This window comes from Lysinibacillus sp. BPa_S21 (assembly GCF_023337795.1).
Classification (GTDB): Bacteria; Bacillota; Bacilli; order Bacillales_A; family Planococcaceae; genus Lysinibacillus.
Genome location: NZ_JALIRS010000023.1, coordinates 1 through 11747, shown reverse-complemented (window position 1 = coordinate 11747; position 11747 = coordinate 1). Strand labels below are relative to the sequence as shown.

The 11747-nt window shown below is 37.8% G+C and carries 12 protein-coding genes and 8 tRNA genes; all 20 read left to right on the top strand.

Annotated features, from left to right (window positions below; all coding sequences use genetic code 11):
• Positions 1 to 63: 63 nt before the first annotated feature.
• Positions 64 to 417, top strand: coding sequence for a holo-ACP synthase (gene acpS / locus MOK21_RS22910; protein WP_249076246.1), 354 nt, complete (start codon positions 64 to 66; stop codon positions 415 to 417).
• 268 nt (positions 418 to 685) lie between these two features.
• Positions 686 to 1795, top strand: coding sequence for a LolA family protein (locus MOK21_RS22905; protein WP_249076245.1), 1110 nt, complete (start codon positions 686 to 688; stop codon positions 1793 to 1795).
• A 219-nt stretch (positions 1796 to 2014) separates the two neighbouring features.
• Positions 2015 to 3136, top strand: coding sequence for an alanine racemase (alr, locus tag MOK21_RS22900; protein WP_249076244.1), 1122 nt, complete (start codon positions 2015 to 2017; stop codon positions 3134 to 3136).
• Between the two features lie 333 nt (positions 3137 to 3469).
• Entirely contained in the window at positions 3470 to 3733 is a 264-nt protein-coding gene (locus tag MOK21_RS22895; protein WP_249076243.1) for a hypothetical protein, read from the top strand.
• 4 nt (positions 3734 to 3737) lie between these two features.
• The gene (locus tag MOK21_RS22890; protein ID WP_049663446.1) at positions 3738 to 4088 is read left to right on the top strand and encodes a type II toxin-antitoxin system PemK/MazF family toxin; all 351 of its coding nucleotides are present in this window, start codon (positions 3738 to 3740) and stop codon (positions 4086 to 4088) included.
• 382 nt (positions 4089 to 4470) lie between these two features.
• Positions 4471 to 4872: an anti-sigma regulatory factor gene (locus MOK21_RS22885; protein ID WP_249076242.1), complete on the top strand. Its 402-nt coding sequence runs from the start codon at positions 4471 to 4473 to the stop codon at positions 4870 to 4872.
• A 12-nt stretch (positions 4873 to 4884) separates the two neighbouring features.
• Positions 4885 to 5880 carry a PP2C family protein-serine/threonine phosphatase gene (locus MOK21_RS22880; RefSeq protein WP_283164876.1) on the top strand — a complete coding sequence of 332 codons (996 nt, stop codon included), beginning with the start codon at positions 4885 to 4887 and terminating at the stop codon, positions 5878 to 5880.
• A 65-nt stretch (positions 5881 to 5945) separates the two neighbouring features.
• Positions 5946 to 6281, top strand: coding sequence for an STAS domain-containing protein (locus MOK21_RS22875; protein ID WP_249076241.1), 336 nt, complete (start codon positions 5946 to 5948; stop codon positions 6279 to 6281).
• Positions 6278 to 6748 carry an anti-sigma B factor RsbW gene (gene rsbW, locus MOK21_RS22870; protein ID WP_249076240.1) on the top strand — a complete coding sequence of 157 codons (471 nt, stop codon included), beginning with the start codon at positions 6278 to 6280 and terminating at the stop codon, positions 6746 to 6748. Before MOK21_RS22875 ends, rsbW begins: the two co-directional genes overlap by 4 nt.
• Entirely contained in the window at positions 6726 to 7511 is a 786-nt protein-coding gene (gene sigB, locus MOK21_RS22865) for an RNA polymerase sigma factor SigB (RefSeq protein WP_249076239.1), read from the top strand. The genes rsbW and sigB overlap by 23 nt, the downstream gene beginning before the upstream one ends.
• 180 nt (positions 7512 to 7691) lie before the next feature.
• The gene (locus MOK21_RS22860) at positions 7692 to 9869 is read left to right on the top strand and encodes a Tex family protein (RefSeq protein WP_249076238.1); all 2178 of its coding nucleotides are present in this window, start codon (positions 7692 to 7694) and stop codon (positions 9867 to 9869) included.
• 320 nt (positions 9870 to 10189) lie between these two features.
• Positions 10190 to 10651, top strand: a complete 462-nt coding sequence (locus MOK21_RS22855) for a SprT family protein (RefSeq protein WP_249076237.1) — start codon at positions 10190 to 10192, stop codon at positions 10649 to 10651.
• Positions 10652 to 10739: 88 nt separating this feature from the next.
• Positions 10740 to 10816: transfer RNA gene (locus tag MOK21_RS22850), tRNA-Asn, on the top strand.
• A gap of 1 nt (position 10817) precedes the next feature.
• Positions 10818 to 10889, top strand: a tRNA-Glu gene (locus MOK21_RS22845).
• Positions 10890 to 10925: 36 nt separating this feature from the next.
• A tRNA-Asp gene (locus MOK21_RS22840) sits at positions 10926 to 11001 on the top strand.
• Positions 11002 to 11006: 5 nt separating this feature from the next.
• Positions 11007 to 11081, top strand: a tRNA-Gln gene (locus MOK21_RS22835).
• A 15-nt stretch (positions 11082 to 11096) separates the two neighbouring features.
• Positions 11097 to 11169, top strand: a tRNA-Lys gene (locus tag MOK21_RS22830).
• Positions 11170 to 11235: 66 nt separating this feature from the next.
• Positions 11236 to 11321 (top strand) — tRNA-Leu (locus MOK21_RS22825).
• Between the two features lie 26 nt (positions 11322 to 11347).
• A tRNA-Arg gene (locus MOK21_RS22820) sits at positions 11348 to 11424 on the top strand.
• Between the two features lie 24 nt (positions 11425 to 11448).
• Positions 11449 to 11522, top strand: a tRNA-Gly gene (locus MOK21_RS22815).
• Positions 11523 to 11747: the final 225 nt, after the last annotated feature.

Here is an 11747-nt window from a genome sequence, read left to right as displayed (position 1 = left end):
ACTCCACCTCAATTTACAATCATTATACATGGCTTTATAGAAATAGGAAAAGGGGAAGTTTAAATGATTAAAGGAATTGGTCTCGACATCGTAGAAATTGACCGTATTGCTAAAGCGATGCGGAGAACATATAAATTTAAAGATCGTATTTTAACTGAAAAGGAAAAAGTTTTGTTTGATGCACATTCAGAAACTCGTAAAATAGAATTTTTAGCCGGACGATTCGCTTCAAAGGAAGCATTCTCGAAGGCATTAGGGACGGGTATTGGTGAAGAATGTAAGCTTCATGATATTGAAGTTTTAAGAGGGGAAGCAGGGAATCCTGTTTTATACTTCAAAGGAGAGCTTGTAAATGGATTCGTAAGTATCACACACTCTAAGGAATACGCAGCAGCACAAGTAATATTATTACAATAATGATAAACACAGCTTTCGCCATATATACATTTAGATAAATTGATTGGAGTGGAAACTGATCGCCCCGAAAAAGTGCCTATTCGGAGTAGGAATGCCACCGCATGTTAGGGTGTTGAGTTAAATGCCTCGGCTATACGTGCGTCTGGAAGTTAAGTGAAAATAAATTTCTGAGTGAAGATAAATATATTGCCCATGTTCAAATGACATAACTGACAAATACGGTTCATATATTGTCGTAGTGGATTTGAAAGAAGGAAAGGGTGAAAGCGTGGGCAACCGTATAGTTAAGTGGCTCGTCTTATTTTGTACGATATTACTTTTATCGGCATGTGGTACAGACTCACAGGAAAAAGTGTTAAAGAAAGTTAATGGGAAATGGGCAGAGGCAAATGGTTATGAGTTAAATGCTACGATGGAGATTAAATCTGGTGGAGATCCAAAAAAATATGATGTAACAGTTTGGCATACGAAACCTGATTTCTATCGAGTAGAAGTAGTTGAAAGTGGGAAAGATGTTTCACAAATGATAGTGCGAAATGCAGATGGAGTTTTTGTCGTTACACCTACATTAAACAAAATGTATAAATTCCAAAGTGATTGGCCAAAGAAAAATAGTCAAGCCTATTTAATAGGTGCACTAGCAGAAGATTTAGCTCAAGATAAAAATTTAGTCATGAAAGAGGAGGACAAAGCATATATATTTGAAGCGGCTACTAGAAATAGCTATAAAAATAGTATGCCTCATCAAGTTATAACAGTTGATAAAAAAACGATGCTCCCAACTTCTGTAGTGATTATGAATGATGTAAAAGAAGAACAAATTCGTATTACATTTAAAAATATAAAATTAGGTGTTCAACACGCGGCTAAAGAGTATGCAGTTGAGCAATTTACAGAATCGGATGAAACAAAAGGTGAACAAGCTACACCATCAGAAAAAGGAAACAAAGATAAAAAAGACAACAAAGACGGTAAGGAGAGCAACAATAACCCGAATGGAAATGAAGAGAAACAGGCAGTAAGTGCAGAAGCCGAAAATAAAGAGTTCCAAACTCACTACCCTGTTGTTAATATAGAAAATACTAAGATGGTGGAAGAGAAAGTCATGCAAGAGGGTGGAATGGACCGTGTCATTTTAACATTTGATGGTGACAAACCATTTACGGTCATGCAACAACCAGTTACGAAAGAGGCTGCTATGCTGCCAGTATCGTCTCCTGGTGATCCGGTAGATTTAGGGTTTACGATTGGTGCTATTACCGATACATCTATTAGTTGGGAACAGGATGGCGTCGAATTCTTTGTTGCCTCTAGTAAATTGACTCGTGAAGAAATGGTGCAAGTAGCCACTTCTATGACGATAGGTAGTATGAAATAATTTTTCTAGCTACAGCTTTCTATATGGAAGGCTGTAGCTTGTTAAGTAAATTAGTACAGTTTTGATGAAAATTAACATTGTTTAGAAGTCGTTAAGTCATATATGATAAAAGTTATGTAGAAAATTAGTCTGAAATAGAACAACTTATGTAAAAACAGTAGAGAAAAGGCGATTTATTCGATACATAATGTTTTAATAAAAAATAAAGAGGGTATTCTAATGAAGACACAGCAATATTTTAGACCAACGAAAGCAGTTATAGACTTACAAGCAATTCAACAAAACGTAAAAAATTTGAAGAAGCTACTTCGACCTCATGTTCAAATTATAGCTGTCGTAAAGGCAAATGCATACGGTCACGGAGATGTAGCCGTTGCAAAAGCAGCGCTTGAGGCAGGTGCAACAATGCTTGCCGTGGCAACGCCCGATGAAGCATTACATATTCGAGCACATTTTGACGAACCAGACATACTAATATTGGGTGCCTCTCCAGTTTCATTTGCACCATATGCTGCTCAGCAACGTATTATTCTTACTGCATTTGAAAGTGAGTGGGTACAGCAAGCGGCTCCGTTGATAGCTAATGAAGCAAATTCTTTACGGCTACATATTAAAGTAGATAGCGGAATGGGCAGAATTGGTGTTCGTTCAGAACAAGAATTATTAGATCTATATCAAACAATACAAAATACAGTTAATGTGGAGCTTGATGGGATATTTACACATTTTGCGACTGCAGATGAAGAGGATACTTCATACTTTGATAGACAGGTACAATTGTTTGAGAAATTTGTATCTGCCTTACCTGAAAAACCTAGACTTGTTCATGCTTCAAACACGGCAACATCTTTAGTAAAAGATGCGCATTTACAATTTGATGCGGTTAGATATGGTATATCGATGTATGGATTAGCACCATCTTCTTACGTAGAAGGTATTTTACCATTTCCGTTACAGCCGGCGTTCTCGCTTGAGAGTGAGCTAGTTCATGTGAAACAGTTACAAGCGGGTGATTCAGTAGGCTATGGAGCTACTTTTGTGGCCTCATCGGATATGTGGATAGGAACGATACCAGTAGGCTACGCTGATGGAGTAATTCGCAAATTAGGTGGACAAGAAGTGCTAATTGATGGCCAAAGAATGCCGATTGTTGGACGAATTTGTATGGACCAATGTATGGTTGCCTTGCCAAAAGCATATGCTATAGGGGAGAAGGTAACACTCATTGGCCGTCAAGGACAGGATGCTATTTCTATGAATGAATGGGCAGCAAAGCTTGAAACCATTAACTATGAAGTACCATGCATTATTACAGCGAGAGTTCCTAGAGTATACATGTAATCTTTAAGCTGTATCCTAACAGAAGTAATTTTAAATAATTTTGTATAGGCGGTTTAAATTTGGACAAATGAATACTATACTAAAGCACTAAACAACTTGGTGAATAACTAACTACAGAAGAACATGTTAGCTTACCAAGAAGCTGAGTCATCCATAATTTGTGACAAATTGCAAGATGAATGAATCGGCATATACCTTCGACAACCTACATATTTTTACAACTTGGACTTTAAATTGTCAGATATTTTGTCATTTCATGTCTTTTCAACAATATCTTTCAATGGTAGAATGGGTAGTAATGAAAAGTGGATGGTTCCGTTGGAGGTGCTTGCTGTGTATGAGAAAAAGTTAAGAGAAGCTACAATTGCTGTTCAGGATAGTCTATTTCTACAAACAAAGGAAGTAATTGAGAGTGAATCTATTGCGCGTATTTTGTCGCGCAAAGTTTTAATGCAGGAGCAACCAAATCAAATACGGGAAGCTATGATGAAAGGATATGTTGAAATGTCTCATATTAATCTGAGTATTGCAAGTGAATGCTTGCATGCAGAATATGAAGCACAACATACGGTGGAGCGTCTCGTTAGCGGGGGATGACACTTTGAATGTAAAACGTGGTGACGTTTTTTTTGCAGATTTATCACCGGTAGTTGGGTCCGAACAAGGGGGCACTAGGCCGGTGCTGATTATTCAAAATGATATTGGCAATCGATTTAGTCCGACTGTCATCATCGCAGCTATCACTGCACAGATTCAAAAGGCAAAATTACCGACGCACGTTGAAATTAATGCTGAAAAGTATGGTTTTGAACGTGATTCGGTTATTCTGCTCGAGCAGGTGCGGACGATTGATAAGTCAAGATTGACAGATCGTATAACGCAACTTGACCATGCATTGATGGAGAAAGTGGATGGTGCATTGATGATTAGTTTAGGGCTTGTTAAATTTTGATATACATATATGTATAGTGGCATCGAGATGAATTTTCATCTCGATGCTTTTTTATTTTCATTTAGTGAAATGTAAGCGTAGTGCTAACGTAGCGGCAGCAACAACCAAGTCTATTTGTAAAATTACGCCAAGGCAAAATTGAATCTCTGTATTACCATAAATTGAAATCACTATTCAAAAATGGTATTAATATATTAAAGATATAAAATTACAATAGATTTTTGAAAAAAATAAAGAATTTTATCTTTTTCGACAATAACTTGGTCTATATGAAACGCTAAAAATTATAAGGTGAAATTGATGGTGATTTACAATATAGTTTTTCATTAAGTAGGTTGGAAAAGTGTAGGAGTATATCTCTTAAAGAATTGGAGGGGCAACAGTGACCATTAAGTCTTCGGTTGAAATTATTACTGAGTGGGATATAGTAGCAGCAAGACAACTGGGGCGTGACGAAGCGAAGGCGCTTGGATTTGACACTGTTGATCAAGCACGAATCACTACAGCTATAAGTGAACTAGCCCGAAATATATATTTATATGCAAGGATAGGTGTCATAGAAATTGAAAAAGTAGAAACGGACACTGAGAAGAAAATAATTGTTATTGCAACGGATCAAGGCCCAGGAATAGAAGACATTCGAAAAGTGATGGAGGATGGCTATTCCACATCAGGAGGGCTTGGTGCGGGTTTACCAGGCGTTAATCGATTGATGGACAGTATGGTTATTCAGTCGGTTATTGGAGAAGGAACAACGATAAGAGCTGAAAAATGGCTACGTTAGGATGTGGAATTGTTGGACCGATTAGAATCTCAATATAAAAAGATTTTGTCAGATTATATGGTAGATCAAACTGAAAAAAATTTATATATTGCTCAAAACTTCACTCGTCAGTTAATCCAAAAGAATATATCTCCAGAGGATGTTGTCAGTATTCATAAAAATGCAGTTGAGCAACTTTTTCCAAGTAGAATGAGTGAAGAACAGTTTGCATATGATTTTCTTATTGAAGTTATGGTGCATTATGGCATGGCTCATAGAGAGCACCAAAGCTTATTGCAAAAACAGGCAGAGTATGAAATGGAAATGATAGTTGCTACAAACATTCAGAAAACATTACTTAAAACAGACGTACCACAACTTTCAAATGTTGATATAGGAATGATATCTATTCCAATCCGGAAGATGAATGGAGATTACGTTCACTTTCTATATAATCGAGATGATTATTTAAGTGTAGCTGTGACAGATGTGGTAGGTAAAGGTGTTCCAGCTGCATTATGTATGTCTGTGGTAAAATATGGTTTAGAAGCATTGGAATATGCATCGAAAGATCCTTCATATGTATTAGAGGTCATTAATCGAGTGATTGAAAAGAGTGTAGATGACAGTATGTTTGTTTCTATGTTTTACGGTTGCTTGGATATGCAAAAGAGTATTTTTTCTTATGCTTCTGCAGGTCACGAACCTGCTCTCCATTATAGTGCTAAACATAATAAATTTTTTCCTTTAGAATCGACAGGATTATTACTAGGGGTGTTGTCAGAAACAAAATTTTCGTACAACGAAATTACTTTGGAAGAAAACGATATTGTCATTATGATGACGGATGGTGTTACTGAATTTAGAGCTCATGATGAAATGAATTCACGAGAAGTCATTACATCATTAATATTGGAAAATAAACACTTATCAGCTCAACAATTATGTAATCTTCTTTATAAGCAAATTGAAAAAATACAGGATTTTAAACTATCAGATGATTTCACAGTTGTAATTATAAAAAAATAGGGTTTCAATCTTTGCAATTAAGGGAATAGAAAAATAGTCTAACAAATATGGTGGAGGTATGCTGTATGGATATGGCGATACACTTTAAAGAACTTGATAATAAACTATATGGATTTGTTGAGGGCGAAATAGATACTTATACTGCTTCACGTCTTAGAGAAGAATTAGAGGCAGTAAAAATTACTGAAGGAAAAGAAATAGTGCTTAATCTATCGAAGGTTAATTATATGGATAGTACAGGGTTAGGTATTTTTGTAGCCTTTTATAAAAGGACGTTACGTGAAGAGGGTAAAGTTAAACTTGTCGGTTTATCGGATAGATTACAAAGATTGTTTGAAATTACTGGTTTAAGCGATTTAATGGATATTGAAACTGATAAAAAGGTGGAATTACGAAAATGAAGGAATTTGATTATATTGAGATAAGAGTTCCTGCAAAACCGCAATTTGTCAGTGTGATTCGATTGACGGTTTCTGGCTTAGCTAGTCGCGTTGGGTTTAATTATGATGATATAGAAGATTTAAAAATTGCAGCAAGCGAAGCGGTAACGAACGTTGTGCATCATGCATATAAGGATGAAGAAGAAGGCGAGATCGTCATTGGCTGCGCTTTATATGAAAATAAACTAGAAATGATGATTGCAGATTACGGCAATAGTTTTAATTTTGAGGAGATAAAGTCGAAAATTGGTCCGTATCATCCTGAAGAGAGTATTGCGGGGCTACGCGAAGGTGGTTTAGGGCTGTATTTAATGGAAACTTTGATGGATGAGGTGATGATAAATAACGATGGTGGCGTAACTGTTTTCATGACAAAGTATGTCGCTAGAGAGCAGGTGGAAAACAATGTCGAAAGAATTACTACCTAAATCTTCGGCCAAGGAAGATATACTAAGGTGGATTGCATTGTACCAATCAACAGAGGACGATGAAGCACAAACAAATTTAGTAATGCATTATCGATATTTAGTTGAATCCATTGCGCGCAAATATTCGAATGGTAAATCTCATTATGAGGATATTACTCAAGTAGGTATGCTAGGATTGCTAGGTGCTATAAGACGTTTTAATCCTGAAGTTGGTCGAAGCTTTGAAGCATTTGCAGTACCAACGATTGTTGGGGAAATTAAACGGTTTTTACGTGATAAAACCTGGGATGTTCATGTACCAAGACGGATAAAAGAATTAGGTCCGCGAATTAAAACAACAGTAGAAGCGTTGACAATTGAGTTGCAGCGCTCTCCGTCTATTAAGGAAATCGCGGATCGATTAGAAGTGGAAGAAGAAGAAGTTTTAGAGGCTATGGAGATGAGCCGTAGTTACCATGCTCTTTCTATGGATCATTCCATAGAGTCAGATTCTGACGGTAGTACAGTAACTTTATTTGATATTATGGGTAAAGAAGATGACGGTTTTGAAATGACCAATAAAAGAATGATTGTTTCTGATGCTATGAAGTCTTTAGATGAGAGAGAAAGAGAAATTATTCAGCTTACATATTTAGAGCAACTCACACAAAAAGAAGTTGGGGAACGATTAGGCATTTCTCAAATGCATGTATCAAGAATACAAAGGAAAGCAATCAAAAAATTACAGGAATCTATCTTAGTCAGTGATAATGTTTCGCTCTGAGCGAGGGGCTTTCCTAATAAGTATAGTATGCTTCAAGACGTTAAAGCGTTATACGACGAAGGGTGAGGCAAAACAGCCCCTTCTTTAATAAATAGTTTACTCTCCATTCAGAGTAGACTATTTTTTTGCAATTTTAGTAAAGTGTAATGGTAAAATGAAAAGAAAAAAGGTAGTGATGATGTGGAACAAAAGCAAATTTTACAGCTCATTGCAAAGGATGTAGCTATTAAGCCAGGTCAAGCCGATGCTGTTATTAAATTATTAGAAGAAGGGAACACCGTGCCATTCATAGCACGTTATCGAAAAGAAGCTACTGGATCCCTTGATGAGGTACAGATTAAAGCTGTAGAGGATCGTTATCACTACATACAGCAACTTGAACAACGTAAAGAAGAGGTTATACGATTAATTCACGAACAAGATAAACTAACACCTGAATTAGAACAAGCTATTCAAGCAGCAACTGTTTTGCAGCGTGTAGAGGATTTATATCGACCTTATAAACAAAAACGCCGAACAAAGGCGACTATAGCAAAAGAAAAAGGATTAGAACCTCTTGCGGATCTTCTATTAGAGTATCGTAGTGATGATTTAGAACAATTAGCAATGGCTTTCGTAGATGAGGAGCATGTTGCCAATATTGAGGATGCGTTAGCTGGGGCTCGAGATATTTTAGCAGAGCGCTTTGCTGATGAAGCGGCAATCCGTGAAAAAATTCGTACGTATTCATGGAAAGATGGAGTACTCACAACAAGTGTCAAGAATGCAGAGGCGGACGAAAAAAATGTTTTCGAAATGTATTACGAATATGAAGAGCCGGTAAATCGTATTGTCCCACACCGTATTTTAGCTGTAAATCGTGGCGAGAAAGAAGACATCTTAAAAGTGGCAATCCAAGTGCCAATCGATCGAGTATTAATGATTATGTGGAAGGAATGGATTCCCGCTACAGGTTCTTCACCGGCAATTGCCGAAGTAAAGCTAGCGATAGAGGATTCGTACAAGCGTTTAATTCAGCCTTCTATAGAACGCGAGTTGCGAAATGAACTGACAGAAAAAGCAGAGGCACAGGCAATCCACATTTTCTCTGAAAATTTACGTAATCTTTTACTACAGCCTCCAATGAAAGGGAAATATGTATTGGGTGTTGATCCCGCGTACCGTACAGGTTGTAAGTTAGCTGTTGTAGATGAAACTGGGAAAATGCTAGAGGTTACAGCCATTTATCCACATCCGCCAAAGCCAGATGTAGCAAAATCAAAAGCCGTTGTGAAAGAGATTTTAGCAAAATACCCAATTACTATAATAGCTATTGGTAATGGCACTGCCTCACGCGAAACAGAACAATTTATAGCGGATGTATTGAATGAGCTTAAAACTGATACGGCCTATGTTATTGTCAATGAAGCAGGGGCATCTGTTTATTCAGCTTCTGAAATTGCCCGTGCAGAGTTTCCTGATTTACAGGTAGAACAGCGTAGTGCGGTTTCTATTGCACGTCGCTTGCAGGATCCATTGTCGGAGCTAGTAAAAATTGAGCCGAAAGCAGTTGGAGTAGGTCAGTATCAGCATGATGTCTCTCAAAAAAAATTGACGGAGTCCTTAACATTTATAGTAGAGACAGCTGTTAACCAAGTTGGTGTTGATGTTAATACAGCCTCAGCTTCGCTATTGCAATACGTTTCTGGATTATCTAAAACGGTTGCGGAGAATATTGTGAAGGCTCGAGAGGAAAATGGACAATTTACTACTCGTGCTCAGCTAAAGAAAATCCCACGACTTGGTGCCAAAACGTATGAACAAGCAATTGGGTTCTTACGTGTCCCCGGAGCCAAAAATGCATTTGACACTACGGGCATTCACCCTGAAAGCTATAGTGTAGCCGAGCAGATTTTAGAGGTAGCACAAATTGATAAAAAAGAGCTTGGGACGCAGAAGGCAGAGGAAGCCATTGCAAAATTAGATGTAGAAAAATTAGGTGAAGTTTTAGATGTTGGAGTTGTCACAATACAGGATATTGTGGATACATTAATGAAACCAAGTCGCGATCCACGTGATGCATTCCCTCAGCCTTTGTTGAAAACCGATGTATTAAAAATGGAGGATTTACAAGTTGGGATGGAATTGCAAGGTACGGTGAGAAACGTAGTTGATTTCGGAGCATTTGTAGATATTGGCGTGAAGCAGGATGGGCTTGTGCATATTTCGAAATTACAAAAAAGACGTATTAAACATCCATTAGAGGTTGTTGCTCTCGGTGACATTGTGACAGTTTGGGTAGAACAAATAGATGTTAATAAAGGGCGCATTTCATTAACAATGCTACAACCCAAAGATCAAACGATCGAAGCAAAATAAACGGGGGACTTCATCTCGCTGATTATTAATCTTCGAAGTGATACGAGCGACGGAAAGAACCCCCGAAGTAATGGAAAGAATCGCTAAGGCGACAGAAAGAAATTCCAAAGCAACGAAAAAAAACCCGAAGTAATGGAAAGAACTTTCACGAATCCCTTTTCGGGTGGTTTGTAAACTGCCGTACTTCCCTGGTGCTAATTCAAGATAGGCGTCTTGCACCTTCAGTACAGAAAAATTACTGTCTATTAATGCAGGATAAATTTATACCACACTGTTCATACTATGCAGTGTGGTATTCTTATTGTTAGAGGTGATACGATATGAACAATGAGGAACTACAAAATCTTGTTAATCGAATATCATTAGAGAGTTTCTTGAAGCCATTTATGCATCGAGCATATTTTAATCCAAGGCTGCGTTCAACAGGTGGACGTTATCTTTTGCAATCGCACAATATTGAAGTTAATCCAAAAGCTTATGAATTGTATGGTATTAGCGAAATAGAAGGTATAGTTCGACACGAATTATGTCATTATCATTTACATTTGGAAGGCAAGGGATATCAGCATCGAGACAAAGATTTTCGAGAGTTATTAGTAAAAGTAAATGCTCCTCGTTTTTGCTCAGTATTGCAAATCCCTAAAACATCTAGAAAAAAACAACGTCGACTTTATACATATACATGTGTAAAATGCCAACAATTATATGTAAGGAAAATTAAGATGAATGTGGAGAGATACTGTTGTAGCAAGTGTTTAGGGCGTTTAACATTAGTGGAATAAAAAAATAATAAAAAAGGGTTGACGTTCGTTATAGATATCTATATAATAGTAAAAGTCGACAAGATAACGACGACAAAATATGAATTATTCCGAAGTAGCTCAGTTGGTAGTAGCACCTGACTGTTAATCAGGTTGTCGCAGGTTCGAGTCCTGCCTTCGGAGCCATGGCCCCTTGGTCAAGTGGTTAAGACACCGCCCTTTCACGGCGGTAACACGGGTTCGAATCCCGTAGGGGTCATTTCATTAGTTTAATTCATAAAAATATAGTAATATTGGTCCCGTGGTGTAGCGGTTAACATGCCTGCCTGTCACGCAGGAGATCGCCGGTTCGATCCCGGTCGGGACCGCCACTTATTGGGGTATAGCCAAGCGGTAAGGCAACGGATTTTGATTCCGTCATGCCTAGGTTCGAATCCTAGTACCCCAGCCATTCATTTCTTAATTTGAGCCATTAGCTCAGTTGGTAGAGCATCTGACTTTTAATCAGAGGGTCGAAGGTTCGAGTCCTTCATGGCTCATCTTTTTAAGGAAAAAGGTTGACTTTTTGGATTATCGTAGTATAATAAGAAAGTTCCTAATTGAATGCGGTCGTGGCGGAACGGCAGACGCGCTAGGTTGAGGGCCTAGTGGGGGCAACCCCGTGGAGGTTCAAGTCCTCTCGGCCGCACCAAGTCGATTTATGAATATATATAATATGCGCCCGTAGCTCAATTGGATAGAGCGTCTGACTACGGATCAGAAGGTTATGGGTTCGACTCCTGTCGGGCGCGCCATTTTAAAAAAAATATTATTTCTTTGCGGGTGTAGTTTAATGGTAAAACCTCAGCCTTCCAAGCTGATGTCGTGAGTTCGATTCTCATCACCCGCTCCAAAAAACTTATTGACATTCATATTTTTATATAGTATGATGTAGAAGTTGTCGCTTGAAAGCGACCTTATGAACCTTGAAAACTGAACAAGCAAAACGTAATCAATAAAGTTTTTAGTAGCTAACCTTGAGTTAGTGAACAAAACACAATTTTGGACATCAAACATGATGCCAGCAAAACAATTTGAGCTAATCAAATTTCTTTTTATGGAGAGTTTGATCCTGGCT